The organism is Nocardia sp. NPDC050712 (assembly GCF_040654295.1).
GTDB lineage: Bacteria > Actinomycetota > Actinomycetes > Mycobacteriales > Mycobacteriaceae > Nocardia.
Genome location: NZ_JBFAHT010000004.1, coordinates 527,694 through 552,609, shown reverse-complemented (window position 1 = coordinate 552,609; position 24,916 = coordinate 527,694). Strand labels below are relative to the sequence as shown.

Here is a 24,916-nt window from a genome sequence, read left to right as displayed (position 1 = left end):
GCCCTTTTCGCAGTTCTTACTCGGCGTCGACGGCCCGGGCGCGCAGCGATCGTTCGATGCCCGCCTTGCCCTCGCTCACCAGGCGCAGCAGCGCCGGCGGGTGATTGTCGGCGAGGAACTTGTCGGCCTTGGCCACCGCGTCCTGGCTGATATCCCAGGACGGGTAGAGGCCGACGACGACGGTCTGGGCGACCTCGCTGGAGCGCCGCTCCCAGACACCGGGCACCTCGGAGAAGTAGCGGTCGGTGTAGGGGTGCAGCAGGTCGCCCTGGCCGGCCGGGGCGAAGCCGCCGACGATGGCGCGGGCGGTGATGTTGGCGACCGTGTCGTCGCCGATCACCGTGTTCCAGGCCTGCTCCTTGACCGCGGCCTGCGGGCGCGCGGTCGCCGCGGTCGCGGCCTGGCGCTTGCCGGCGGCGGTCGGATCACGCTGCAATTCGGCGTCGATGAACGGGCTTTCCAGGCCTTCGGCATCGATCGCGCCGGCCGCGGCGAGCGCCGTCACCAAGCGCCAGCGCAGATCGGTGTCGATGGTCAGGCCGGGCAGACCCGAGTCGGCCGGATCGTTGTCGATCAGCGCGCGCAGCACCTCGGCGTGCCGGGGCTCCAGCTTCGCGCCGGTGAGCGCGTTGACGAAGGCGAGCTGATGATCCGAACCCGCCTCGGCGGCGCGCGCCAATTCCAGCAGCCGGTCGGCGAATTCGGGCCAGCCGGTGCTCGCCGCCCAGGCCGGGTCGGCGTAGCTGCCGATGCTGGTGCTGGCTTGCAGCAGCAGCCGCTGCACCACACCGATCTCGGTTTCCGCGCCGACGCCGCGCTGCACCAGGGCGACGAAGTCGCGGGCCCGCAGCTCGGCCTGGCGGGTCATCTCCCACGCGGCCGACCAGGCCAGGGTGCGGGGGAGCGGTTCGGCGATGTCGCCGATCCGGTTGATCAGCACCTCCAGCGACTCCGGATCCAGCCGCACCGAGCAGTAGGTCAGGTCGTCGTCGTTGACCAGCACGAACTTGCCGCTCGCGACGCCGAGGAGTTCCGGAACGTCGGTGCGCTCGGCGGCGTTCAGATCCAGCTCGACCCGCTTGGTGCGGACCAGCTTGCCGTCCTGATCGTCGTAGACGCCGACCGCCAGGCGGTGCACGCGGTACTCACCCGCACCGGGCGCCGCGCCCTCCTGGATCACGGCGAAGGAGGTGAAGTTGCCCGCGGCGTCGACCTCGAAGTCGGGGCGCAGGATGTTCAGGCCGGTGGTCTTGAGCCACTGCGCGCCCCAATCCGACAGGTCGCGGCCCGAGGACTTCTCCAGCGCCGCGAGCAGATCGTCGAACGTGGCATTGCCGTAGGCATGTTCGGCGAAGTAGGCGCGCAGGCCCGCCAGGAAAGGCTCCAAGCCGACGTAGGCGACCAGCTGCTTGAGCACCGAAGCGCCCTTGGCGTAGGTGATGCCGTCGAAGTTCACCTCGACCGCGTGCAGATCCGGGATGTCCGCGGCGATCGGGTGCGTGGAGGGCAGCTGGTCCTGGCGGTAGGCCCAGGACTTCTCCACGTTCGCGAACGTGGTCCAGGCGCTCTTGTATTCGGTGGCCTCGGACTGGCACAGCACCGAGGCGAAGGTCGCGAACGACTCGTTCAGCCACAGGTCGTCCCACCACCGCATGGTGACCAGGTCGCCGAACCACATGTGCGCCATCTCGTGCAGCACGGTCTCGGCGCGGCGCTCGTAGGACGCGCGCGTCACCTTGGACCGGAAGACGTAGTCCTCCAGGAAGGTGACCGCGCCCGCGTTCTCCATCGCGCCCGCGTTGAACTCCGGCACGAACAGCTGGTCGTACTTGCCGAAGGCGTACGGCACGCCGAAGTTCTTGTGGTAGAAGCCGAATCCCTGCTTGGTCTCGGTGAACAGGCGCTCTTCGTCCATGTGCGCGGCCAGCGACGCGCGGCAGTAGATGCCGAGCGGGATGGTGCCGTGCTCGTCGGTGTACTCGTCGGTCCACTCCGCGTACGGGCCGGCGATGAGCGCGACGATGTAGGTGCTCATCCGCGGGGTGGTCTTGAACACGTGCTTGCCCGGTTCCCCGATCAGGGTCTCGACGGGGGCGCCGTTGGAGATGACCCGCCACTGCGGCGGGGCCGTCACGCTGATGTCGAAGGTGGCCTTCAGGTCCGGCTGGTCGAAGCAGGCGAACATGCGCTTGGCGTCGGCCGTTTCGAACTGGGTGTACAGGTACACCGCGTCGTCGGTCGGATCGACGAAGCGATGCAGGCCCTCACCGGTGTTGGAGTATTCGCAGTCGGCCTCGACCACCAGCTCGTTGCGCTCGGCCAGACCGGACAGGGCGATGCCCTTTTCCTCGTCGTAGCCCGAGACGTCGACGGCGGTCCCGTTGAGCACGGCCGACCGGATGCCGCGCGCCACGATGTCGATGTAGGTGCCCGAGCCGGGCTGCGCGGTGAAAGTGACTGTGCTGCGCGACAAGAAGAGCTGCTCGCCCGGTTTACCCGCCCCGTCGGTCAGGTCGAGTTCGATGCGGTAGTTCTCGACTTGCACGGTCGAGGCGCGTTCGATCGCCTGTTCACGTGTGAGGTTGGGTGCGGACATGAGGCTCCTTCGGTGTCGAAGAACGGGCACAGCGGACGGTTCTGCTCACCACCCTAATCCTCCGGACCGCCGCGCTTCGCTGGGTTTTCCGGCGCCGGTATTGTGCTGCTCGGATCCACTACCCACGATTCGGAGGCTCGACGTTGAAGCATGTGCACGCCGGTAAGGTGCGCGACCTGTACGAGGACGGCGAGACGTTGCTGCTCGTGGCCTCCGACCGGGTCTCGGTCTACGACGTCGCGCTGCCTACCCCCATTCCCGACAAGGGCGCGCTGCTGACCCAGCTGTCGAACTGGTGGTTCGAGTTCTTCGCCGACGTGCCCAACCACGTGCTGTCGACCACCGATGTGCCCGCCGAGTTCGCCGGTCGCGCCATTCGGGTGAAGCCGCTGAAGATGGTCATGGTGGAGTGCGTCGCCCGCGGCTACCTCACCGGCGGCGGCCTGAAGGAGTACCAGGCCACCGGCACCGTCTCCGGTATCGCGCTGCCGCCCGGCCTGCGCGACGGCGACAAGCTGCCCGAGCCGCTCTTCACGCCGAGCACCAAGGCCTCCGAGGGCCACGACGAGGCGATCAGCTTCGAGGACGTGGTGCGTCAGGAGGGCCGCGAGGTCGCCGAGAAACTGCGCGACCTGACCCTGGACATCTACACCCGCGGCGCCGAGCACGCCGCCTCGCGCGGTGTCATCGTCGCCGACACCAAGGTCGAATTCGGCTGGGACGGTGCGGTTCTCACCCTCGGTGACGAGGTGCTCACCTCCGATTCGTCGCGCTTCTGGCCCGCCGACCAGTGGGAGCCGGGCCACGCGCAGCCGTCCTTCGACAAGCAGTTCGTCCGCGACTGGTCCACCTCCACCGGCTGGGACAAGGAGCCCCCGGGCCCGGAGATCCCCGCCGACATCGTCGCGGCCACCCGGCGGAAGTACGTCGAGGCCTACGAGCTCATCACCGGCCGCACCTGGGCCTAGCCGAGCCGCTCGGCCAGCCGCTCGACATAGGGCTGCTGGCCTTTGGTGAGCTTCTCCCGGGCCGTCGCCAGCGCGAACCATTCCGCGCGGTCGATCTCCGGGAACTCGGCCCGCTTGCCCGACCGCGGCGGCCACTCCATCTCGAAGGTGCCCGGCACGATCGCGGCCGGGTCGAGGTCGGCCTCGATCGCCCACGCGACCACCGTTTTCCGCTTGCTGCCACTGCCGTAGGCGACCTCGCCGAGTTCCACCCACGCGCCCTCGGGCACCGGAAGGCCGAGCTCCTCGGTGAACTCGCGCCGGGCCGCGGCCTGCGCGTCCTCCTGCTCGGGCAGATACTCGCCCTTCGGAATCGACCACGCGCCGAGATCTTTGCGCGCCCAGAACGGGCCGCCCATATGCCCGAGCAACACCTCCGGACCGGCCTCGCCCCGCCGGAACAACACAACCCCCGCGCTGAATGTCGCTGCCACGCCGTGCAGTCTGCCTCACGCCACCGACACGATCGGCGAAGGCAGCGGCGGGAGTTCGAGTTTCTCCCGGAAGGTGCCCTCGATCGAGTCCTTCGCGACGATGTCGCGGCGGCGCAGTTCCGGCAGCAGGCCGTTGAGCAGGAAGTCGCGGGTGCGCGGGTCGGCCAGGCCGCCCAGCGAGATGACGTCGAGCACGCCCGCGTCGTAGCGTTCGGCGATGGCGTCGGCAAGCTGTTCGGGCGTACCCGCCGCGGCCCAGTGGCCGGTGTCCTTGGCCGCGATGATCAACTCGCGCAGGGTCTTGCCCTGCCGGGCGAAGGCACTGAAGATCTCCACCCGCCCGCGCCGGCGCTGCACCGAGGCCACGTCCGGCAGCAATTTCTCCGGGATCGGCTGGTCCAGCGGCAGTTCGGAGAGATCGACACCGCCGCCGAGCATGTCCGCTAGCGCGATCCGCCCGGCCTCGAAGTCGGTGGCTTCGTGCTGTTCGCGGACCAGGCGCGCCACCTCGGCCTCGGAGGAGCCGTAGGTCGCGTGGAACGAGCTCATGATCAGCGGCAAGCCGTCCGCGCGGCCCAATTCGGCGGCACGGGCCCGGATCTTCGTCGTGAAGGCGACGGCGTCGGCCAGCGTCGGCAGCGAGGTGAACACGACCTCGGCCAGGCGCGCCCCGAGTTCCACGCCCGCCGCGGATTGACCGGCCTGGAACTGCACCGGCCGGCGCTGCGGCAGCGTCGGGATGTTCAGCGGGCCGCGCACCGTGAAGAACTCGCCCGCGTGGTCGATCGGCCGGACGCGGTCCGGATGCAGGATCGCGCCGCCGTGCGCGTCGCGGGTCAGCGCGTCGGGCTGCCAGCTGTCGAACAGGGCGTTGACCACCTCGATGACCTCGGTGGCGCGGGCGTAGCGCTGCTCCGGGGCGGGCAACTCCTGGTCGCCGTAGTTCTCTTCGCCGAGCGAAGAGGTCACCGCGTTCCACGCGGCGCGGCCGTTGCTGACGTGGTCCAGCGTGCCGAAGAGGCGGGCCAGATTGTAGGGGTGGTGGAAGGTGGTGGTGACGGTGGCGATCAGGCCGATCCGTTCGGTCACCGCGCTGAGCGCCGCGACGAAGATCAGCGGCTCCTGCGCGCCGATCGCGCCCTGGGCGCCGAAGCTGAGCAGGTCGGCGGCGAACAGGGCGTCGAAGCCGTTGGCCTCGGCCAGTTTCGCGATCTCGATCGACGATTCCAGGGTCGACCGTTGGGGATCCAGCGCCGCGCTGTAGACATCGGTCGAACCACTGACTCCCGTAACGGTTTTCAACCGTCGTCTGGTGCTCACGGCGCAGGCCTCCTCCGGATCGTGTTCCCGCAGCGTCAGACTGTCGGTGGGTCCGGTGGCGGGTCAACGGTTGCGATCAGCCTGAGTAGTGGGAAATACCCTGGGGCGGAAAGCGTTCGAAGTGCGGCTCGAAATCGTCGTGATCGCAACCGGTGCCCGCGGGCGGCGGTCCGGACTAGCGTTCCCGGGTCGGACCGATACGGGAGGAGCTCGCGGTGACCATCGACGCGACCATCGAAACCGAACTCGCCCTGCACCCGCTCGACGATCCGGTGCGGGCCTCGCTGCGCGGCGAGCATCGCCGCTTCGCGGACTGGTCGGGCCGGATCGGGCGCTACGACCCCGAGGTCGCCCGTTTCGTCGGGCATCCACCGGTGCTCGACGACCAGGACTGGGCCGATCTGGCCACCCTGCTCGGCCCCGGCGGCAGCACCGCCCTGCGCGGCGCCCGGCATGTGCCGCCCGCGGGCTGGACGGTGCTCGATCACGTCGGCTCGGTACAGATGGACGGCACCGCACTCCACGTGGCCGCCGACCCGGAACTCGAGGTGCTGACGCCCGCCGAACTCCCCGAAATCCTGGACCTGATCGCCCGCACCGAGCCCGGCCCGTACGCGCCCCGCACCATCGAAATGGGCACCTACCTGGGTCTACGCGTCGACGGCCGCCTCATCGCGATGGCCGGTGAGCGCCTGCACCCACCCGGCTGGACCGAAATCAGCGCCGTCTGCACCGACCCCGCCTACCGCGGCCGCGGCCTGGCCACCCGCCTCATCCGCGCCGTCGGCGCCGGCATCCGCGCCCGCGGCGAAACCCCGTTCCTGCACGCCCTCGCCACCAACACCACCGCCATCAGCCTCTACGAAACCCTCGGCTTCACCCTCCGCAAACGCGGCACCCTCACCTTCCTCCAGGCACCGTAAACATCCCTGGATGTCGATACTGGTTGTCCTGCGGGGTAATTCGGGTTCCGGCAAGTCCACGGTCGCGCGGGCGGTGCAGCACCGCTTCGAGCCCGGCGCGGTGCTCGTCGTGCCGCAGGATGTGGTCCGGCGTCAGATGCTGCGGGAGCAGGACAAACCTGACGGCTTGAATGTCGAACTGATCGAGCACATCGCCACGTTCGGCCTGGCCCGGGGCCGGATCGTCCTCGTCGAGGGCATCCTGCGCGCCGCTCGCTACGGGCCTATGCTGCAACGCCTTTCGGCCGCCGCCACCCGCAGCGACTTCTACGCCTACGACCTGACCTTCGGCGAAACCACGCGCCGCCACGCCACCAGGCCGCAGGCCGCCGAATTCGGCGTCACCGAGATGCGGGCCTGGTATCACGGGTGGGACCCACTCGGCTTCGTCAGCGAGGTTCGTCTCGATGCCACGTGGAGCACGGCCGATGCCGTCGAGCGGTTGTATTCCGACCTCGTTCGGTAAGGGGCCGGGTGGCTCGTGCCGGATACGATTGCCTGCGCATGCCGAGGTCCGCCGATGAGTTTCGAGCGCGCAGGAGGTCTATCCGGTCATGAGGAAACTGACGTATGGGTTCAGTGTGTCCCTGGACGGTTACATCAACGACCGCGAGGGGAACATCGACTGGACCGACCCGGATGACGAGCTGCACCAGTTCCACAACGACCGCTACCGGGACATCGAGATCTCGCTGCACGGTCGTCGCCTGTACGAGCTGATGGCCGAGTACTGGCCGCACGTGCCCACGGACGCGCCGCCGATCGAGCGTGAGTTCAGCGGGCTCTGGACCGAGAAACCGAAGGTCGTCTTCTCCCGGACGCTCACCGAGGTGCAGTGGAACAGCACGCTGGTCAGCGAGAACGCGGTCGAGGAGGTGCGCAAGCTGAAGGCCGACGGCGACGGTCTGATGGAGGTCGGTGGCGCGAGCCTCGCGGCCGCGCTGCTGCCGCACGGACTGATCGACGAGTACCAGGTGTTCCTGCTGCCCATCGTGCTCGGCGGCGGCACGCCGTTCCTGCCCGCGCTGGACAAGCGCATTCGGCTCAGTCTGGCCGAGACGCGGCACTTCAACACGGCGGTGATGCTGCGCTACCTCGTCGACTGAGGGTTTTCACCAGGCAAATACCGAACATATGTTCGATACGGTCTAGATTCACGGAGTGTCCCGCCGCATCCGCTACACCGTCGACGGCCGAATCGTCCCGCCCGGCGAGCTGATCCGCACCGCCCGCGGCTGGGCCGAACCCGCGCCCACGCACTGCCCGGCCGGCCACCCCCTCACCGGCCGGGCACTGGTCGGCTGGATCCCGTGCCCGGGCGCCGGCCGAACCGGCCATCGCACCCACGAATGCCCCGAGTGCGGCGAAATCCACTACCGCCCCCCACTCGACGAACCGCTGTGCGACTGCGAACGCCGCACCGGCCGCCTCCCGCGCACCGACTAGCGGCAACAACTGGTACAAACCTGCCCGCCCCGCCCAACGAACTCATGATCGAAGCACCCTCCGCAACACGGCCCCCCGGAGAGGAACAGACCATGAGCACCCTTACCCCCACCCGCGCATGCGCCTTCTGCCGTACCCCCGCCACCGCGATCCTGCCCCTCAACACCCCACGCGAAGAAACCGCTCAGATCTGCGGCGCCTGCCTCGCCGAGCACTGGGCCGCCTGCGAGGCCGCGGAGGACGACTACAGCTGAGCGAAATCCACTCCCGCGCCGGTTATCTCGATGACAAGGAATGCCGCGGGTGCCGTCGTAAGTTCCGGCTTCTCGCTGCGGCGGCACCAAACGGCCTGTGACCTGGGCCGAAGCCCTCGAACCTATGTCGGGGTGACAGGATTTGAACCTGCGACCCTCCGCTCCCAAAGCGGATGCGCTACCAAGCTGCGCTACACCCCGTGAGCCACGGCCCAGAGGCGCCGTGGACGAATGATCCCCCTGTGAAGAGCGGGTGACGGGAATCGAACCCGCGCTATCTGCTTGGAAGGCAGAAGTTCTACCACTGAACTACACCCGCAAGGCAAACGACATCGATGGGATCGCCAGATGTCGTGTGCGCAACGACTGTACCGAATGTCGCCGCGGAAATGCCAATCGCCCGGGCCGGGGCGGCCGGCGGGTGTGGATCGGCAGGTCCCGGCACACTTTCGGCGTGTCTCCTGGCGACTCTCCAGCGAACCAAGATTAGGTGTAACGCTCGGCGCCCGAGAACGATCACACATCCGATCGCCATTCGCGAGGCAACGGAAACTCGTTGTAAAACGACGTTTTTCGGCGCCGGGTGGCTTGCTAGGATCCTTTTTGCCGGACGGGGGTATCTGGAAAGGGGGCGGTGAGCGTGCGCCGTGCTTGGTGGACCGAACCGCGTAGCAGTAGAGGTGAGGCCGGCTCCTGCCTGGGCGCCCTGCGCCCGGCCACCGACGCCACCCGTGGCGGGTGATCGCGATGTCCGAATCGACACCTCCGGTCAAGCACATGGCACGCGCCTGGGCGCAGGCCGTGTGCGCCGAACCGGGCGCGCACACCACGATGAAAGACCTAGAACCTGTTCTCGTGGACATCGTCAATCGACTGCTCCGACTGGCCGCTTCCGAACCCTTCCCGATGCTCGACGCCCGCGCCCTGGGCGCCCGCCTGGCCGAACCGCCGTTCGAGCGCACTCGGATGCTGGCTCAGGCCAGCCGCTGGCTACTGGGTTTCCCCGCGGGGCGCCCCGGGTCGCTGGTGGCCACCCGGTGGCCGTTCGTCGCCAGCCAGGCCATCGACAGCTATGCCCAGGCGCTGCAGGAGCGCGCCCTGGCCCAGCAGGAGCAGAACATCTCCGCGAAAGTCTCACTGCGCGTGCAGGAGATCGCGGCGCTGCAGCACCGGCTGCGGCACGAGGCCACCCACGACGCGCTCACCGACCTGGCCAACCGCACCCTGCTGCAGGACCGCGTCCGCCGCATGGCCGCCGATCCGGCGGGCAGCGTCGGCCTGCTGCTGATCGATCTGGACCGCTTCAAGCAGATCAACGACGGCTACGGGCACGCGGTCGGCGACGAGGTCCTGGTGGAACTGGCCAACCGGCTGCGTGAGGTGTGCCCGCCGGACACGGTCATCTGCCGCTACGGCGGCGACGAGTTCGTGCTCGCGGTCGACAGGTCGCACGGCACCCTGACCGATATCGCCCACCAGATCGTCGGCGCCCTGCGCGACCCGGTGTGGACCTCGGCCGGCCCGGTCCCGGTCTCGGCCAGCGTCGGCACCGCCCACAACCCGCCGGGCACCTCCTGCGACTTCACCGATCTGCTGCGCCGCGCCGACCGGGCGATGTACTCGGCGAAGACCGCCGGCGGCCGCCGGTTCGCGTTCTCGGATTCCGGCGAACCGGAGATCGACGCCGCCGTCGCCGGCTGACGGAGAAGCCGGGCGGGGAGGCTTCTTCGTCAGGGGGTCCGGCCGAAGTCCGGCACGCGCCCGACGTGCTCGCCGCCCGGGAGCGGCACGCTGTTCAGTCCGATTGACAGGTTGGGCACCAGAACAGGTTCCGCGCGTCCATGACCGCGTGCAGCACCGGCGTTCCGCAGATCCGGCACGGCGAACCCTGGCGGCGGTAGACGTAGGTGCGTGGCCGGTCCGCGGCGTAGGACGGATCCCCGTGGTCGTCCTCGGGCCGCACGACGACCATCTTGCCGACCCGCACACCGACCTTCATCAGTGCGACCAGGTCGGTCCACATCGCCTGCCACGCTTCGGCACTCACCGCGGTGCCCGGCCGGTGCGGTGAGATCCCGTGCCGGAACAGCAGTTCCGCGCGGTACACGTTGCCGACACCGGCCAGCACCGACTGATCCATCAGCAGCGCCCCGATCGGCCTGCGGGAGCGGCGGATTCGCTGCCAGGCCCGGTCCGGGTCGGCGCCCCGCCGCAGCGGGTCGGGCCCGAGCCGGTCGGTCAGCGCGTCGACCTCGGTGCGGGTGAAGATCTCGCAGGCGGTCGGTCCGCGCAGGTCGGTGCCGTGCGCCGCCCCGACCATGCGCATCCGCACCTGCCCGACCGGCTCACCCATGGGCACAGCGGATTCGGTGAACGCCCCGTACAACCCGAGATGCACGTGCACGATCAGCCCGGACTCGTACCGATGCAGCAGGTGCTTGCCCCACGCCTCGGCGCGCACCAGTGTCTGCCCGTCGACCCGGGCCGCGCCGGCGGCGAACTTTCCCTGCGGACTCCACACCCGCACCACGTCCCCGCCGAACGCCTTCTGATGCGCCCGGGCGAGGCGATGCAGCGTATGCCCTTCCGGCACGTCAGTACGCGGGGACCGCCGGGGCCTCGCCGGACTTCTCGTAGTCGGCGAGGATGTCGATGCGGCGCTGATGGCGCGCTTCGTCGGACCATTCGGCGGCGAGGAAGGCATCGACGATGGCGAGTGCCTCTTCGGTCGAGTGCATGCGGCCGCCGACGCCGATCAGCTGCGCGTTGTTGTGCTGGCGCGCCAACTGGGCGGTTTCCACGCTCCAGGCAAGCGCGCAGCGAGCGCCGGGCACCTTGTTGGCGGCGATCTGCTCGCCGTTGCCGCTGCCGCCGAACACCAGGCCCAGGCTGCCCGGGTCGGCGACGGTGCGGCGCGCCGCCTCGATGCAGAAGGCGGGGTAGTCGTCGAGGGCGTCGTATTCGAGGGCGCCGCAGTCGACGACTTCGTGGCCCGCTTGTTCCAGATGGGCCTTCACGTGATTCTTCAGTTCGAAACCGGCATGGTCGGCACCCAGGTATACGCGCATGGCAGCGATTCTGTCAGGCCGGTCAGCGACGTCGTCGAGAGGGCCGGAAGGGAACGGTACGGTCGAAATATGCAGCCGCAGGACCCACAGTCGAACCCGGATCCGCTCGCGAAGGACGAACCGGCGGGCAGCCCCGCCCCCGCCTACGGTCCGTACCCGACGGGCGGGTACCCGGCGCCCTATGGCTACGGCGGGCCGCCGATGCCGCCGCCCCAGCTACCCAGGGGTCTGTCGCCCTACGGCAGACCCGCCCGGCACAGCTGGGAGATCGCGCTGCTGTGCGTGGTGGTCGGGATCTCGGTGCTGATCTTCCTGCTCGCCCTGCTGGTCACCCTGTCCGGCACCATCTACGACTACCTGGTGTTCCTGCTCGCCGCGCCGCTGCTGGTGTGGTTCGGCCGCGGCACCCTCTACGCCCGGCTGCGGGTGGACGGCGTGAAGATGTCGCCCACCCAGTTTCCGGAGGGCTATCAGATGGTGGTCGAGGCCGCCGCCCGGTTCGGGATGCCGACGGTGCCCGACGCCTACGTGGTGCTCGGCAACGGCCAGATCAACGCCTTCGCCTCCGGGCACGGGTTCCGGCGCTTCGTCGCCGTCAACAGCGACCTGTTCGAAATCGGCGGCGCCGCGCGCGAACCCGACGCGCTGGCGTTCATCATCGGCCACGAGGTCGGGCACATCGCGGCGGGGCACGCCTCGTACTGGCGGATGCTCGGCATGTATCTGGCGCCGTTCCTGCCGCTGCTCGGCCCGGCGCTGCTGCGCTCCCAGGAGTACACCGCCGACAATCACGGCGTCTGCTTCCGCTACTCCGGCACGCCCGCCGCGATGGGCACCCTGGCCGCGGGCAAATACCTCAATGCGCTGGTCGCCTACGACGAGATGGCGAACCGGGCCGCCGCCGAGAAGGGCTTCTTCGTCTGGATCTACAACGCGATGTCCAGCCATCCGGTGCTGACCTGGCGGATGTGGGCGCTGCGCGACCGCAGCCGGCACGGCAAGCTGTTCTGGCGCCCGGAGACCCCGCCGCCGCTCGGCGCGACCCCGCACGGACAGGTTCCGGCGCAGCCGCCGAAACCTGTCCCGTAGGCACTCAGTCGAAGACCGGGTCCTCGTTGCGGGTGCGCTTCAGCTCGAAGAAGTGCGGGTAGGACGCGAGCGCGACCACGCCGTCCCAGACCTTGCCGGCGTCCTCACCGCGCGGGATCCGTGACAGCACCGGGCCGAAGAAGGCGACGCCGTTGACGTGGATGGTCGGTGTGCCGACATCCTTGCCGACCTTGTCCATGCCGGCGTGATGGCTCTTGCGCAGCGCCTCGTCGTAGTCGGTGCTCTCGGCGGCCTGCGCGAGTTCGGCGGGCAGGCCCAGCTCGGCCAGGGCGTCCACGATGATCGCGTCCAGGGATTCCTTGCGGGTGGGGCGCTCGTACTCGGCCTTGCGGTCGTGGATGCGGCTGCCCAGCGCGGTGTAGAGCGGCGCCAGGATCTTGTCGCCGTGCTCCTGCGCCGCGGCGATGGCGACGCGGACCGGGCCCCAGCCGGTGGACAGCAGTTCCCGGTAGCTCTCGGGCAGGTCCTCGCGGTCCTCGTTGAGGACCGACAGGCTCATCACGTGGAAATTGGCCTCGATATCGCGGACCTTCTCGACCTCGAGGATCCAGCGCGAGGTGATCCAGCACCACGGGCACAGCGGGTCGAACCAGAAGTCGGCGACATTCTTCTCGGCCGTGTCGGTCACGGAATTTCCTCTCGATCGGTGGTTCGGCAGCCACGACAACGCGCGGCGGGGCCGTTATCGGAGACCAACCACGAGACCGGCCGATTCGTTCCCCGTTCCCGGAACCCGGCATTTCGCCGCCACGCCGACAGTAGGGTGGGTTCGGAGTCCCGGTTCGTACTCTCCCAAGGAGTCCGCTATGACCTCGGAACGGCATTTCGTCATCGTGGGCGGCGGTCTGGCCGCCGCCAAGCTCGCGGAAGCCCTGCGGGCGAGCGACTTCGAAGGGCAGGTCACACTGCTCGGGGCCGAGGATCATCTGCCCTACGAGCGGCCACCCCTGTCCAAGGACCATCTGTTCGGCAAGAAGGATCTCGCCGACTTCGTCGCGGTGCCCGGTGAGTGGTATCGCGACCACCGCATCGACGTCCGGCTCGGCACCGCGGTGCGGGCCATCGATCGCGCCGCGAAAACCGTGACGCTGCCCGATGATTCGACCCTCACCTACGACAAGCTGGCGCTGGCCACCGGCTCCGCGCCGCGGCGGCTGGACCTGCCGGGCGCGGACGGCGCGAACGTCTACCAGCTGCGCACCATCGAGGATTCCGACGCGATCCTGGGGCTGCTGTCCGGCACCGCCAAGATCGGCCGCCTGGCCATCGTCGGGGCGGGCTGGATCGGCTTGGAGGTCGCCGCCGCGGCGCGCTCGGCCGGGGTCGAGGTCACCGTGGTCGAGTCGGCCGAGCTGCCGCTGCTGGGCGCGCTCGGGCCCGAGATGGGGGAGTTCTTCGCCCAGCTGCACCGGGACAACGGCGTCGACCTGCGGCTGGGCGCCGAACTCGCCGGGATCGACGCGGACGGCATCCGGCTCGGTGACGGCACCGCGATCGCCGCCGACGCGGTGCTCGTCGCCATCGGCGCGACACCCGCTGTCGAGCTGGCCCGCGCCGCGGGTCTGGACGTCGACAACGGCGTCCTAGTCGACGCCGGCCTGCGCACCAGCGATCCCGATATCGTCGCCGTGGGTGACATCGCCGCCCAGGACCATCCCCGCCTGCACCGGCGGATCCGGGTGGAGCACTGGGCGAACGCGCTCAACCAGCCCGCCGTCGCGGCCGCGACGATGCTCGGCAAGCCCGCCGAATACGACCGGCTCCCTTACTTCTTCACCGATCAGTACGACGTCGGCATGGAGTACACCGGCTACACCGCGCCGGGGGAGTACGAGCGCGTGGTGGTGCGCGGCGATCAGGCCGGGCGCGAGTTCGTCGCGTTCTGGCTCGACGCCCAGGACCGGGTGCTGGCCGGCATGAACGTCAACGTCTGGGATGTCACCGATCGGATCAAGGAACTGATCAGCTCGGGTGCGCCGGTCGACCCCGAGCGCCTGGCCGATACCGCCCTCGATTTGTGAACTGGATCACAGATCCGGGAATGTGTCGAGAGCGGACCCGTGGTTCCGACCTACCCTCGAGAGCGCCGGACGGGCGCACCGAACGGCAAGGAGCCGAACCGTGAAGTACATGCTGCTGAAGACCTACAGCGCCACCGCCCACTGCGACATCCCGATCGCCGAGTGGGCGCCGGAAGACATCATGGCCCACATCGAGTTCCAGCGGGCCCTGAGCGCGGAACTGGCCAAATCCGGGGAACTGATCTCCGCGCAGGGCCTGGCCGGGCCGGACGAAGCGCGCATCGTGAGCTCCGACGGGCGCTCGGCGCCGGTGGTCACCGACGGTCCCTTTCCGGAGACCAAGGAATTCCTGGCCGGGTACTGGCTGGTGGACGTAGACAGCCCCGAGCGCGCCCTGGAGATCGCGGCGCAGGCCTCGGCCGGCCCCGGCCCGGGTGGCAAGCCGGTGGGTGAGTACATCGAGGTGCGCGCGGTGATGAGCGCCCCGACCGTCGACCAGTGACCGAGGCCCCGGCCCGGGCCGAGGCGGACCTGCTGCGCGAGCTGGCGCCGCAGGTCCTCGGTGTACTGGTGCGCCGCTTCGGCGATTTCGACACCGCCGAGGATGCCTTGCAGGAGGCGCTGCTGGCGGCCGCGACGCAGTGGCCCGAGGCGGGCCGGCCGGCGAACCCGCGCGGCTGGCTGATCCAGGTGGCGCAGCGCCGGATGGCCGACGCCGTGCGCGCCGAGGTGGCGCGGCGGCGCAGGGAGGCAACGGTTTTCGACCGCGAGGTCGCCGACGCGGAGGTGGTGGACCGCGACGACACCCTGGCCATGTATTTCCTGTGCTGCCATCCGGCGCTGTCGGACGCCGCCTCGATCGCGCTGACGCTGCGCGCGGTCGGCGGCCTCGGTACCGCCGAGATCGCCGGCGCCTTCCTGCTACCCGAAGCGACTATGGCGCAACGGATTACGCGCGCCAAGAAGAAACTCTCCACCCTGGACCGGCCGTTCGCGCGGCCCGGTGACGCGCAATGGCGCAGCCGCCTCGGCCCGGTGCTGCACGTGCTGTACCTGATCTTCACCGAGGGGCACACCACGAGCGCCGGCGCGGAACTGCAGCGCACCGACCTCTCCGGTGAGGCGATCCGCCTGGCCCGCTCGATCCACGCCCTGCTGCCGCGGGACGCCGAGGTCACCGGCCTGCTCGCGCTGATGCTGCTCACCGATGCCCGGCGCGCGGCCCGGACCGGCGCACACGGCGAGCTCATCCCGCTCGCCGAGCAGAATCGCGCGCTGTGGGATCGCGCGCTCATTCGTGAAGGGGTGCGGCTCACGACGGGCACACTGGCCCAAGGTCTTTCGGGCCCGTATCAGATCCAAGCCGCGATCGCCGCCGTGCACGCGCAGGCGCGGCATGCCGACGACACCGAGTGGCCGCGAATCCTGGCCCTGTACAACGTGTTCGAGCGGCTCGCCCCCAATCCGATGGTGACCCTCAACCGCGCGGTCGCGTGCGCCATGGTCGAAGGCCCGGCCGCCGGGCTGGCGCTGGCCGACACCCTCGAGGCGCAGCTCGCGGGCAACCACCGCCTCGCGGCCGTGCGCGGGCACCTGTCCGAGATGGCCGGGGATCGGCCCGCCGCCGTTGCGGCCTACCTGTCGGCCGCGGCGCGCACCACAAGCACCCCCGAGCGGGACTACCTCCTGCTGCGCGCCGCCCGGTTGCGTGCCGCCGGGGCGGTTCCGGCCGAACCCCTTGCCCCGCACTCCGATCCAGAACACTAGCGGCCGAAATTAGAACGTGTTCTACTGACGGGGATCGGCACGACATCTCAGGGGGAACCGACTTGAGCACCGCGAAGGGCCCGCTGGCGGGCATCCGCATCATCGAACTGGCCAGCATCGGCCCCGGGCCGCACGCGGGCATGATGCTGGCCGACCTGGGCGCGGACGTGGTGCGCGTCCAGCGCGTACCGGACCGCACGGCCCTGGCCGCGCAGCTGCGTGGCCGCACCATCACCGAGGCCGATCTGAAGGACCCGGCCGATCTGGCGGCAGTGCTGGCTCTCGTCGAGCGCGCCGACGTGCTGATCGAGGGCTTCCGGCCGGGCGTGGTGGAACGGCTCGGCCTCGGCCCCGAGGTCGCGCTGCAGCGCAACCCGCAACTCGTCTTCGCCCGCATGACCGGATGGGGCCAAGACGGCCCGCGCGCGCAGCAGGCGGGGCACGACATCAACTACATAGGTCTCACCGGCGCGCTGAACGCGATCGGGCGCAAGGGGGACCGGCCGGTGCCGCCGATCAACCTGCTCGGCGACTACGGCGGCGGCTCGGTCTTCCTGGTGCTCGGCATCCTCGCCGCGCTGCTGGAGCGCGAACGGTCCGGGCAGGGCCAGGTGGTGGACGCCGCGATGGTGGACGGCGTGCTGACCCTGTCGCACGTGTTCGCGACCATGGCCCAGCAGGGCCTGTGGTCCGAGGAGCGCGGCACCAACTTGCTCGACACCGGAATGGCTTGGTACGACACGTATTCCACCGCCGACGGCCGGTATATGGCGGTGGGCGCCTACGAGCCGCAGTTCTACGCCGAGCTGCTGCGCGTGCTCGAACTGGACGCGGAAACACTGCCGCCGCAACGGGACAGGAGCGGACAGGAGGTGCTGCGCAAGATCTTCGCCGACAAGTTCGCCGCCCGGACGCAGGCGCAGTGGTGTGCGCTGTTCGACGGCGTCGACGCCTGCGTGACGCCGGTGCGCACGTTCACCGAGGCCGCCGACGACGCGCACCTGAGCGCGCGGGGCGCGCTGGTCGACATCGACGGTGTCCGGCAGCCCGCCCCCGCGCCCCGCTTCTCGCGCACGCCGCCGTCCGACCCCGCCCCGGTGCCGGAGTTCGCCACGCCGATCCAGGAGATCTGGCGGTAGTCGAGCCGCCGGGACCGGCATAGTGACGCGGGTTACAGTCGCCGCGAGCAAGCTGCTTGCAATTATCGGACCAACGCCCCGGTGGCACGCGCGGGCCCGGCGGTGACCGAATACAACAGCCGCCCTGTGTGATTGGAATCTGCTACCGCCGATCGGGTTCGCGCCGTCCGTGCTCGCCCCCGCTGATAGGCTGCCGGGGCTCGGTGACAGTGGTGCAGGCCTAGCTCGAGGGGGCAAACCTGGTGCGATCGGACGAGGGGCGCGGGTTGCTCGACGCGGCCGCGAGTGGTGGGTTCCACCTACCTGCGGATACCGCGCGACGGCTCGGCGTGGCTTGTGACGCGCTGGTGGCGGGCTTGCGCCGGGCGCGCGAGCAGGGGACAGATCTCGCTGCGGTGCAAGGGTTTCCGGACTTGGCCTCCGGGCACGCGCTGGCGCGGGGGTTCGAGGCCAAAGGGGCGGAATATCTCGCGCTGCTCGCCGCCTTCGAGGAGACCGCGCTGCGGGTGAAAGTCGGCTACCTGGCCGCCGGGCAGTTGATCGCGCAGGCGGATGCCGCCCAGCGGGCGGCGCTGCGGGCGGCGACCGAGCAACTGGAGGGCACACGGTGACCGACGACGGTCCGGGTGCGGCGGGGGCCGATCCGGCTTATGTTCCCGATCGTGAATCCTTCGACGCCTACACCCACCGGGAGATCTGGGACCTGGTGCACGAGGCGCTGGACCCGGCCGCGCTGGGGCGCACCGCCGACGGGTGGCGGGCGGCGGCGCAGACGCTGGCCGAGTCCTTCGACGCCTTCACCGGCGCCGTGCGCCGCGAGTTCGGGGACTGGGAGGGGCGCGCCGCGGCCGCGGCGCGCGAGTCGACCGAGGCTTTCGTCCAGGCCGGCGCCGCGGCGCAGCAGGTCTGCGGCGAGGTGCAGCGCCTGATGGAAGCGAATTCCGCGGCCGCGCAGAAGGTGCGTGACGCCATCCCCGAGCTACCGGAATCCTATGTGCCGCATCCGGATCCGGTGGTGGAGGTGGTGGAGGGCGGGCCGCGGAAGATGGCGCACGACATCGCCGCCGCCGACGCGCTCGCCGACGCCCAGGACGCGCTGACTTTCCTCTACAACTCGACGCTGGTGGCCTCCGGGGATGCGGTGCCCGCCTTCGCTCGGAAAGAGTGCGCGCCGTGAGATGGCAATTCGATCCCGACGAATTCACCTATGTGTGGTCGGTGGAGACCGGCCTGGACCGCAGGCCGTACCCGATCAACATGGCGCACCGTGGCACGGTGCGCAGCGAAAACGACTGGGACAAACTGAAACTCGCCGAGCGCTTCCAGCGCAACGCCGACCCGGACCTGACCGGCGCGCTCACCCTGTGCGCCCGCTCCGATGCCACCACCATCACCGTCTCCGGCGATCGCTACACCCCGGACGGGCAGTCCGAGGAGACCATCCTCGCCTTCGGCGCCACCCACCTGGTGTGGGGCACGGTCCTGATCGCGGGCCCCTGCGATGTCACCGTCATCGCGTGCCATGCCCGCAATGTCCCCCAGCACCTGGTCGACGCCATCGGCACCGCGCCCTCGGGCCGGCTGGCCGCGATGCGCGAACCGCGCGAGGCCGTCCTCTACGACGATCCGAATCACTGGCAGCACACCGAAACCGCCCGCCGCGCGGCCTCCTTGCGCCGCACCCTGCATCGCCCGATCGACGCGCGCGGCTTCATCACCGTCACCGTCGCCCCGGAGGACCCGATGTCCCCGCCCACCCGGCACCGCACTTGGCTCGACTTCACCGGCGACGGCCGCTACCTGCTCACCACCAGCACCGATCTCACGCTGGCCCCGGTCACCGACCAGGCGCTGGCGGGGCAGCTCAAACGGCTCGCCGCGATCGGCTGAGGATCAGGCCGGGACGACCTCGGCGGCCAGGAACTCGTCCAGGAATTCCTGTGTGCGCCGGTCGAATTCGCGGTACTGGGCCGTCCGCTCGGCACCCGCCACCGCCGCGCCGACCAGCAGGTTGCCCGCGTCGTCGAGGCGCTGCGGGCGTTCCTCGGCATCCGGCAACAGGCCGACGCGCGAGTGCGTGAAGCCGCAGTAGTAGGCGATGCCCGCGCTGAGATTGGCCTCGAGCGTGGCGTGCATATCGGGCAGGAAGGCGTCGTCGCTGGTCATGCCCGCCAGGCCCAGCCACAGCATGCGCTTGCCCGCGAGCTTGGGCTTGCTGCGGCCGTAGGCGAATCCGTAGTTCCAGACCCGGTCGATCCAGCCCTTGAGCAGGCCCGGCACCGTCTGCCAGTACACCGGGAAGACCGCCACCACCAGGTCCGCGGCCAGGATCCGCCGCATATGCGCTTGCGCCTCGGCCGAATACGGCTTGTCGCGGTTGCCCCAGTCCGGCTGGTCCTCGGCGTTCATGCGCGGGTCGAAGCCCTCGGCGTGCAGATCGAGGTAGTCCACGCGGTAGCCCGCCGATTCCAGCCGCTCGGTGGCGCGGCGGGCGGTGTGCGCGGTGAGCGAGTCGGTGCGGTGATGGGAAACGACCACGAGGGCGGTGGGCTGGGTGGTGTTCGGCACGATGTATCTCCTGATCCGGTTGCGTCGTTCTGGCTGGCGAGGTCTCCAGTAGACCGCCGATCGTGTGGACGATCCATAGGAGAAACCCTTCGATGGATAGGAGTTCGTCTACGATGGGCGCTATGGATCCGGTGAGCGCACTTTTGAACGGCATCCGCGCCGAAGGGTCGGTGGTCAGCAACGCGCGCCTGGAGGCGCCCTGGACCATCCGCTTCGCCGATCGCGCCCCGCTGACCATGATCTCGGTGCTGCGCGGCGGCGGCACGCTGCTGCTGCCCGACGGCACCCAGCAGCGCGTCGGCAAGGGCGACACCGCGGTGATCCGGGCGAGCGCCCCCTTCCACCTCGCCGACAGTCCCGATTCGCTACAGCGGGATCATCTCGAATACGAAATCGCCTGCTTCACCGAGAATCCCGTGTGCACCGCCGCGGAGATCAGCGGAATCAGCTGGGGCGCGGAGTCTTCCGAGACGGCACTGATCGTCGGCGCCTACCGGGCCGCGGGCCGCCGCCACGAACGCCTGCTGCGCGCGCTCCCGCCCGCCCTGGTGATCCAGGAGGACGTCGACACCTGCGATTGGCTGGAGCGGGCCGCCATGGATTGCGCCGCCCACCTCGCGGGCTCCCAGGCCCTGATGGACCGCCTGCTGGACTGGGCGCTGGTCTGCACCCTGCGAACCTGGTTCGAGCAGGCCGGCGCCGACGCGCCGACCTGGTACCGCGGCATGTCCGACCCGCTGCTCGCCCCGGCACTGAAAGCCATGCACGGCAACCCCTCCCGCCCGTGGTCGGTGGCCACCCTGGCCGCCGAGGCGGGCGTCTCGCGCGCCCTGTTCGCCAAGCGCTTCACCGAGCTCATGGGCCGCCCGCCCCTGGCCTACCTCACCGACTTCCGGATGGACGAAGCCGAGGAACTGCTCGCCGACACCGATCTCACCGTCGCCCAGGTCGCGAAGTCGGTCGGTTATGCCGACCCCTTCGGCTTCAGCGCCGCCTTCAAGCGCTACCGGGGCCTGAGCCCCACCGCCTTCCGCACCGCGGCGGCGTAGTCACAGCCGCGGATCGACCGGCTCGGACTCCAGGGCCAAGACCGCGAAAACGGCCTCGTGCACCCGCCAGAGCGGTTCACCCGCCGCGAAGCGGTCCAGGGCTTCCAGGCCGAGCGCGTATTCCCGCAGCGCCATCGACCGCTTGCGGCCGAGGCCCCGCGTGCGCAGCCGCCGCAGGTTGTCCGGACGCTGGAATTCCGGGCCGTAGATGATCCGGAGATACTCCGGGCCACGGCATTTCACGCCCGGCTGGACGAGCCGGCCGGTGCTCGTCGCGCCGCCCTGATCGTCGGTCTTGCCCGGCCCGCGAACCAGCGACTCCGCCGGTTTGACGACCATGCCCTCGCCGCCCGCGGTGGTCAGCTCGGTCCACCACGCCGTCGCGGCGGCCACCTGTTCGGTGTCGCCCAGATCGACGAACATCCGGTCGGTCCTGGTGAACAGCCCGGCGTCGGCGTCGGCCAGGCGATCGATCCGCTCCAGATGCCACCGGTGTTCGTTGGTCGCGTAGTTGACGCCCTCGCCGGCGAGGATCTGGAACGGCGCCAGGCGGATGCCGTCGAGCCCGTCGACCGGCCAGCAGTAGCGGCCGTAGGCGGTGGTGAAGGCGGCCGCGTCGGTGCGCCGGGCAGCGGTGCGGGCCGACAGGCCGGCCACATCGATGCCGCGATCCGCCACGGCGGCAAGGAGTTCCGATGCCGCGCCGAGCGAGGCGCGCGCGGCCGCGCCGACCGCCGCGTACTGGTTGCGCAGCAAGCCGAGGGCCTTGGCCGACCACGGCAGGAGCTCGGTGTCGAGCACCAGCCAATCGGTGTGCAGCTCCTCGAAGAGCCCGGCGCGGTCGGCGGCGGCCCGGACCCGGCCCAGCAGGGCCTCGGTCTGCGCGTCGTCGTCGAAGAACGGGCGTCCGGTGCGGGTGTAGACGACACCGCTGCTGCCGTCGCCGACGCCGAACCGGTCACGCGCGGCCGCGGCCGAGCGCGCCACCACGACGATGGCCCGTGACCCCATGTGCTTCTCTTCGCACACCACCCGCCGCACGCCTTCGGAGCGGTAGTAGGCGAAGGCCTCGGCCGGATGCTCCAGGTAGTCCTCCAGCGCCGAGGTCGCGCACGGCGACATGGTCGGCGGCAGATAGACCAGCCAGCGCGGGTCCAGCGCGAAGCGGCTCATGACTTCCAGTGCGGCGCCGGCGTTCTCCTCCTGCACGCCGACCCGGCCGTGGTGGCGGGTTTCCACCACGCGCCGCCCGACGACGTCGTCGAGGTCGAGCACGCCCGGGTCGCGGTGCACCACACCGGCCGGAGTGGCCAGGGTGGTGGCTTCCAGCGGACGTACCGGCTCGTACCAAACCCGCTCCGCCGGAACGGAAACCGGCTCCCGCTCCGGATAGCGCAGCGCGGAGAGCCGCCCGCCGAAGACCACGCCGGTGTCCAGGCACAGCGTGTTGTTGACCCAGCGCAGCTCGGTCATCGGGGTGTGCCCGTAGAGGACCGTGGCGCGGCCGCGATAGTCCTCGGCCCACGGGTAGCGCACCGGCAGGCCGAATTCGTCTGTCTCGCCGGTGGATTCGCCGTACATGCAGAACGAGCGGACCCGCCCGGAGGCGCGCCCGTGGAACTCCTCCTTCAGGCCCGCGTGCGCGACGACCAGGTTGCCGCCGTCCAGGACGTAGTGACTGATCAGGCCGCGGCAGAAGTCCAGGGCGGACTTGCGGAAGTCCTCGTCCTGGTCCTCCAGCTGCGCCAGGGACTCGGCCAGACCGTGCGCCGGGTTCACCTTCTTGCCGCTGAGCGCCCGCACCAGCTTGTACTCGTGGTTGCCCGTGACGCACAGGGCGGTGCCCGCCGCGACCATGCCCATGACCAGGCGCAGCACGCCCGGGGTATCGGGCCCGCGGTCGACCAGGTCGCCGACGAACACCGCCGTGCGGCCGGCCGGATGACGCGCGCCGACCGCGCGGCCCACGGCATCGCGCTCCAGGTCATAACCCAGGACACTCAGCAGGGTCTCCAGTTCGGAACGGCACCCGTGCACATCGCCGATGACATCGAACGGACCGGTGACCTCGCGCTTGTCGTTCCACGCCCGCTCGTCGGCGATGGTCGCGGCCTCGATCTCCGCGACGCCGCGCAGGACGTAGACCTTGCGGAAGCCCTCGCGCTCCAAACCGCGCAGGCTCCGGCGCAGGTCGCGCTGCTGCCGGGTGACCACGTGCGCGCCGAGGTGGGCTCGCTCCGAGCGCGCCGAATTGCGTTCCAGGCAGACCGAATCCGGGACGTCGAGCACGATCGCCACCGGCAGCACGTCGTGCGCCCGGGCCACCGCGACCAGTTCCTGTCGCGCCTTCGGCTGCACGTTGGTGGCATCGATGACGGTGCGCAGCCCGCGCCGCAGCCGCACGCCCGCGATGTGGTGCACCAGCGCGAATGCCTCCGGGGTCGCCGACTGATCGTTCTCGTCATCGCTGACGACGCCGCGGCAGGCGTCCGAGGACACGATCGCCGTCGAACGGAAATGCTTGCGCGCGAAGGTGGACTTACCCGAGCCGGTACTGCCCACCAGCACGACGAGCGAAAGCTCCGGGATGCTCAGTTCGGTCATCACGCGGCTCCTTTCTCGTCGTTGCGCGTGAGCTCGGTGAAGACCGCCATTTGGGTGGGCGGCCCGACTTCCTCGTCGGGTGTGCCGATCGGGAGGTAGCGCACGTCGTAGCCGTAGCGGGCCGCGACACCCTCGGCCCAGGCCGCGAATTCCGCACGGGTCCACTCGAACCGGTGGTCGTCGTGGCGGAAATCGCCGTGCGGCAGCGTCTCGTAGCGCACGTTGAACTCCGAGTTCGGCGTGGTCACCACTACGGAAGCCGGTGCGGCCGAACCGAACACGGCATGTTCGAGCGCGCCGAGGCGCGGCGGATCGATGTGCTCGATCACCTCCATCAGCACCGCCGCGTCATAGCCGCGCAGCCGGGCATCGGTGTAGGTGAGCGCGCCTTGGAGCAGGGTCAGCCGATTCGCCACCCGCTCCGGCAGCCGATCCAGCCGCAAGCGCCGCTTGGCGATGTTGAGCGCGCGCATCGACACGTCGACACCGACGATCTCGGTGAACGTCGTGTCCGACAACAGCTCGCGCAACAGCACGCCCTCGCCGCAGCCGAGATCGAGCACCCGATGGGCGCCGGCCTCGTGCAGCTGAGCCCGCACCGCCGCCCGCCGCTGCACCGCCAGTGCGGGTGTGCGCGTATCGGATTCGGCCGGCGGGGGATCGTCCAAGCCGGTCTGGATCGCTGCCGCGCTCGATTGTCTCGTCGGTTCGGTCGGCGCGGCGCCGCTCGCACTCTGGCCGGTGCCGTCGTCCACCTCGACCGCGTCCAGCAGCTCCGGCTCCACCTCGTCCACTTCGGCCAGCCGCGCCAGCGCGGTCCGCACCAGCGACTGCCGGCGCGCCAGGTACCGGCGCGTGATCCACGCGCGTTCCGGATGCTCGGCCAACCACCCGGCCGCGGTGCGGATCAGCTTGTCGACCTCGTCGGCGGCCAGCCAGTAGTGCTTGGCGCCGTCCAGGACCGGCAGCAGTACGTACAGATGCGACAGCGCGTCGGACAGGCGCATGGTTCCGGTGAGTTCCAGGCGCAGGTAATGGGATTCACCCCACTCCGGGAAGGCCGGATCCAGCGGCAGGGGAGTGGCCTGGACCGTCCAGCCCAGCGGTGCGAACACCTGCTCCGCCGCCTCCGGGCCGCCCTTGCACGGCACGGCCGGCAACTCGATCCGCAGCGGCAGTTCCGTCTGCGCCAGCTCCGGGCGCAGCTCGCAGCGCCCGCGCAGCGCGGTGCGGAACACCGAGCCCAGCGCCACCGACAGCAGCGAGGAGGCCGCGTAGGGCCGATCGTTCACGTACTGCCCGAGGCTGAAATCCGGGGTACTGCGGGATCGCCCGCGCACCAGCCGGATCGGGTCCACCTCGAGCAGCAGCGCGACGGTGCAGCGCCGCGCGCTCGCCTCCGGATACAGCACGTGCGCGGTGCCGTAGGACTGCTCGAACTCCTGTACCCGCCCGGGGTTCTTGTGCAGCAAGAACCCCAGATCGGACGCGGGCCAGCCCGCGCCCTCCGGCGGTGTACAGGTGATCGTCAAGAGCATGCTGCGATCGTCGCTCACCTGTGCGAACGTCGC

Annotated in this window: 25 protein-coding genes and 2 tRNA genes; 16 read left to right on the top strand and 11 right to left on the bottom strand. The window is 70.1% G+C overall.

Going from position 1 to position 24,916, the window contains the following annotated elements; translation table 11 throughout:
* Positions 1–16 precede the first annotated feature (16 nt).
* Positions 17–2,596, bottom strand: coding sequence for an aminopeptidase N (gene pepN / locus AB0H76_RS30825; protein WP_357330531.1), 2,580 nt, complete (start codon positions 2,594–2,596; stop codon positions 17–19).
* A 143-nt stretch (positions 2,597–2,739) separates the two neighbouring features.
* Here pepN and AB0H76_RS30820 point away from each other — a divergent pair, with 143 nt between their 5' ends.
* Positions 2,740–3,564 (top strand): phosphoribosylaminoimidazolesuccinocarboxamide synthase, encoded by an 825-nt coding sequence (locus tag AB0H76_RS30820; RefSeq protein WP_357330530.1) that lies wholly within the window; start codon positions 2,740–2,742, stop codon positions 3,562–3,564.
* Here the strand turns inward: AB0H76_RS30820 and AB0H76_RS30815 are convergent.
* Both AB0H76_RS30815 and AB0H76_RS30810 read right to left on the bottom strand, forming a co-directional pair.
* Positions 3,561–4,037, bottom strand: coding sequence for an NUDIX domain-containing protein (locus tag AB0H76_RS30815; RefSeq protein ID WP_357330529.1), 477 nt, complete (start codon positions 4,035–4,037; stop codon positions 3,561–3,563). The two genes, AB0H76_RS30820 and AB0H76_RS30815, sit on opposite strands and share 4 nt — an antisense overlap.
* A 15-nt stretch (positions 4,038–4,052) precedes the next feature.
* Positions 4,053–5,357, bottom strand: coding sequence for an NtaA/DmoA family FMN-dependent monooxygenase (locus tag AB0H76_RS30810; protein WP_357330528.1), 1,305 nt, complete (start codon positions 5,355–5,357; stop codon positions 4,053–4,055).
* A gap of 215 nt (positions 5,358–5,572) precedes the next feature.
* Between AB0H76_RS30810 and AB0H76_RS30805 the strand changes: the two genes are divergently transcribed.
* The 5 genes from AB0H76_RS30805 (at position 5,573) to AB0H76_RS30785 (ending at position 8,019) form a co-directional block, all read left to right on the top strand.
* Positions 5,573–6,280, top strand: coding sequence for a GNAT family N-acetyltransferase (locus AB0H76_RS30805; RefSeq protein ID WP_357330527.1), 708 nt, complete (start codon positions 5,573–5,575; stop codon positions 6,278–6,280).
* 10 nt (positions 6,281–6,290) lie between these two features.
* Positions 6,291–6,785: an AAA family ATPase gene (locus tag AB0H76_RS30800; protein ID WP_357330526.1), complete on the top strand. Its 495-nt coding sequence runs from the start codon at positions 6,291–6,293 to the stop codon at positions 6,783–6,785.
* An 88-nt stretch (positions 6,786–6,873) separates the two neighbouring features.
* Positions 6,874–7,425 carry a dihydrofolate reductase family protein gene (locus tag AB0H76_RS30795; RefSeq protein WP_357330525.1) on the top strand — a complete coding sequence of 184 codons (552 nt, stop codon included), beginning with the start codon at positions 6,874–6,876 and terminating at the stop codon, positions 7,423–7,425.
* Between the two features lie 55 nt (positions 7,426–7,480).
* The gene (locus AB0H76_RS30790; protein WP_357330524.1) at positions 7,481–7,765 is read left to right on the top strand and encodes a hypothetical protein; all 285 of its coding nucleotides are present in this window, start codon (positions 7,481–7,483) and stop codon (positions 7,763–7,765) included.
* 92 nt (positions 7,766–7,857) lie between these two features.
* Positions 7,858–8,019, top strand: coding sequence for a hypothetical protein (locus tag AB0H76_RS30785; protein WP_357330523.1), 162 nt, complete (start codon positions 7,858–7,860; stop codon positions 8,017–8,019).
* A gap of 127 nt (positions 8,020–8,146) precedes the next feature.
* Here AB0H76_RS30785 and AB0H76_RS30780 read toward each other — a convergent pair.
* Positions 8,147–8,220 (bottom strand) — tRNA-Pro (locus tag AB0H76_RS30780).
* A gap of 47 nt (positions 8,221–8,267) precedes the next feature.
* Positions 8,268–8,338, bottom strand: a tRNA-Gly gene (locus AB0H76_RS30775).
* Positions 8,339–8,766: 428 nt separating this feature from the next.
* Between AB0H76_RS30775 and AB0H76_RS30770 the strand changes: the two genes are divergently transcribed.
* Positions 8,767–9,720 carry a GGDEF domain-containing protein gene (locus AB0H76_RS30770; protein WP_357330522.1) on the top strand — a complete coding sequence of 318 codons (954 nt, stop codon included), beginning with the start codon at positions 8,767–8,769 and terminating at the stop codon, positions 9,718–9,720.
* Between the two features lie 94 nt (positions 9,721–9,814).
* Here AB0H76_RS30770 and AB0H76_RS30765 read toward each other — a convergent pair whose 3' ends face one another.
* Both AB0H76_RS30765 and AB0H76_RS30760 read right to left on the bottom strand, forming a co-directional pair.
* Positions 9,815–10,612, bottom strand: coding sequence for a DNA-formamidopyrimidine glycosylase family protein (locus AB0H76_RS30765; protein WP_357330521.1), 798 nt, complete (start codon positions 10,610–10,612; stop codon positions 9,815–9,817).
* A 1-nt stretch (position 10,613) separates the two neighbouring features.
* Positions 10,614–11,087, bottom strand: a complete 474-nt coding sequence (locus AB0H76_RS30760) for a ribose-5-phosphate isomerase (protein WP_357330520.1) — start codon at positions 11,085–11,087, stop codon at positions 10,614–10,616.
* A gap of 201 nt (positions 11,088–11,288) precedes the next feature.
* Between AB0H76_RS30760 and AB0H76_RS30755 the strand changes: the two genes are divergently transcribed.
* Complete coding sequence (locus tag AB0H76_RS30755; RefSeq protein ID WP_357330929.1) at positions 11,289–12,176, top strand: M48 family metallopeptidase; 888 nt, start codon at positions 11,289–11,291, stop codon at positions 12,174–12,176.
* A gap of 4 nt (positions 12,177–12,180) precedes the next feature.
* On the opposite strand, the gene AB0H76_RS30750 is transcribed toward AB0H76_RS30755, so the two are convergent.
* Complete coding sequence (locus AB0H76_RS30750) at positions 12,181–12,825, bottom strand: disulfide bond formation protein DsbA (RefSeq protein ID WP_357330519.1); 645 nt, start codon at positions 12,823–12,825, stop codon at positions 12,181–12,183.
* A 178-nt stretch (positions 12,826–13,003) separates the two neighbouring features.
* Between AB0H76_RS30750 and AB0H76_RS30745 the strand changes: the two genes are divergently transcribed.
* The 7 genes from AB0H76_RS30745 (at position 13,004) to AB0H76_RS30715 (ending at position 19,014) form a co-directional block, all read left to right on the top strand.
* The gene (locus AB0H76_RS30745; protein WP_357330518.1) at positions 13,004–14,218 is read left to right on the top strand and encodes an FAD-dependent oxidoreductase; all 1,215 of its coding nucleotides are present in this window, start codon (positions 13,004–13,006) and stop codon (positions 14,216–14,218) included.
* A 100-nt stretch (positions 14,219–14,318) separates the two neighbouring features.
* Positions 14,319–14,720, top strand: a complete 402-nt coding sequence (locus AB0H76_RS30740) for a YciI family protein (RefSeq protein WP_357330517.1) — start codon at positions 14,319–14,321, stop codon at positions 14,718–14,720.
* On the top strand, positions 14,717–15,985 hold the full coding sequence (locus AB0H76_RS30735; protein WP_357330516.1) for a DUF6596 domain-containing protein: 1,269 nt from the start codon (positions 14,717–14,719) through the stop codon (positions 15,983–15,985). Before AB0H76_RS30740 ends, AB0H76_RS30735 begins: the two co-directional genes overlap by 4 nt.
* A 62-nt stretch (positions 15,986–16,047) precedes the next feature.
* Entirely contained in the window at positions 16,048–17,124 is a 1,077-nt protein-coding gene (locus AB0H76_RS30730) for a CaiB/BaiF CoA-transferase family protein (RefSeq protein ID WP_357330515.1), read from the top strand.
* Between the two features lie 242 nt (positions 17,125–17,366).
* Entirely contained in the window at positions 17,367–17,735 is a 369-nt protein-coding gene (locus AB0H76_RS30725; RefSeq protein WP_357330514.1) for a hypothetical protein, read from the top strand.
* On the top strand, positions 17,732–18,301 hold the full coding sequence (locus AB0H76_RS30720; RefSeq protein WP_357330513.1) for a hypothetical protein: 570 nt from the start codon (positions 17,732–17,734) through the stop codon (positions 18,299–18,301). Before AB0H76_RS30725 ends, AB0H76_RS30720 begins: the two co-directional genes overlap by 4 nt.
* Complete coding sequence (locus tag AB0H76_RS30715) at positions 18,298–19,014, top strand: ESX secretion-associated protein EspG (protein ID WP_357330512.1); 717 nt, start codon at positions 18,298–18,300, stop codon at positions 19,012–19,014. The genes AB0H76_RS30720 and AB0H76_RS30715 overlap by 4 nt, the downstream gene beginning before the upstream one ends.
* A gap of 3 nt (positions 19,015–19,017) precedes the next feature.
* Here the strand turns inward: AB0H76_RS30715 and AB0H76_RS30710 are convergent, their stop codons facing one another.
* Positions 19,018–19,692 (bottom strand): NAD(P)H oxidoreductase, encoded by a 675-nt coding sequence (locus AB0H76_RS30710; protein ID WP_357330511.1) that lies wholly within the window; start codon positions 19,690–19,692, stop codon positions 19,018–19,020.
* 122 nt (positions 19,693–19,814) lie between these two features.
* On the opposite strand from AB0H76_RS30710, the gene AB0H76_RS30705 reads away from it, so the two are divergent.
* Complete coding sequence (locus AB0H76_RS30705; protein WP_357330510.1) at positions 19,815–20,741, top strand: AraC family transcriptional regulator; 927 nt, start codon at positions 19,815–19,817, stop codon at positions 20,739–20,741.
* Here the strand turns inward: AB0H76_RS30705 and AB0H76_RS30700 are convergent, their stop codons facing one another.
* Positions 20,742–23,345 (bottom strand): polynucleotide kinase-phosphatase, encoded by a 2,604-nt coding sequence (locus AB0H76_RS30700; protein ID WP_357330509.1) that lies wholly within the window; start codon positions 23,343–23,345, stop codon positions 20,742–20,744.
* Entirely contained in the window at positions 23,345–24,901 is a 1,557-nt protein-coding gene (locus AB0H76_RS30695; RefSeq protein ID WP_357330508.1) for a 3' terminal RNA ribose 2'-O-methyltransferase Hen1, read from the bottom strand. The genes AB0H76_RS30700 and AB0H76_RS30695 overlap by 1 nt, the downstream gene beginning before the upstream one ends.
* Positions 24,902–24,916: the final 15 nt, after the last annotated feature.

Excerpts from the sequence above, each read along its gene's own strand:
- pepN (WP_357330531.1), bottom strand. The coding sequence starts at position 2,596 with ATGTCCGCACCCAACCTCACACGTGAACAGGCGATCGAACGCGCCTCG.
- AB0H76_RS30800 (WP_357330526.1), top strand. The coding sequence starts at position 6,291 with ATGTCGATACTGGTTGTCCTGCGGGGTAATTCGGGTTCCGGCAAGTCC.
- AB0H76_RS30795 (WP_357330525.1), top strand. The coding sequence starts at position 6,874 with ATGAGGAAACTGACGTATGGGTTCAGTGTGTCCCTGGACGGTTACATC.
- AB0H76_RS30785 (WP_357330523.1), top strand. The coding sequence starts at position 7,858 with ATGAGCACCCTTACCCCCACCCGCGCATGCGCCTTCTGCCGTACCCCC.
- AB0H76_RS30770 (WP_357330522.1), top strand. The coding sequence starts at position 8,767 with ATGTCCGAATCGACACCTCCGGTCAAGCACATGGCACGCGCCTGGGCG.
- AB0H76_RS30760 (WP_357330520.1), bottom strand. The coding sequence starts at position 11,087 with ATGCGCGTATACCTGGGTGCCGACCATGCCGGTTTCGAACTGAAGAAT.
- AB0H76_RS30755 (WP_357330929.1), top strand. The coding sequence starts at position 11,289 with ATGCCGCCGCCCCAGCTACCCAGGGGTCTGTCGCCCTACGGCAGACCC.
- AB0H76_RS30745 (WP_357330518.1), top strand. The coding sequence starts at position 13,004 with ATGACCTCGGAACGGCATTTCGTCATCGTGGGCGGCGGTCTGGCCGCC.
- AB0H76_RS30705 (WP_357330510.1), top strand. The coding sequence starts at position 19,815 with ATGGATCCGGTGAGCGCACTTTTGAACGGCATCCGCGCCGAAGGGTCG.
- AB0H76_RS30700 (WP_357330509.1), bottom strand. The coding sequence starts at position 23,345 with ATGACCGAACTGAGCATCCCGGAGCTTTCGCTCGTCGTGCTGGTGGGC.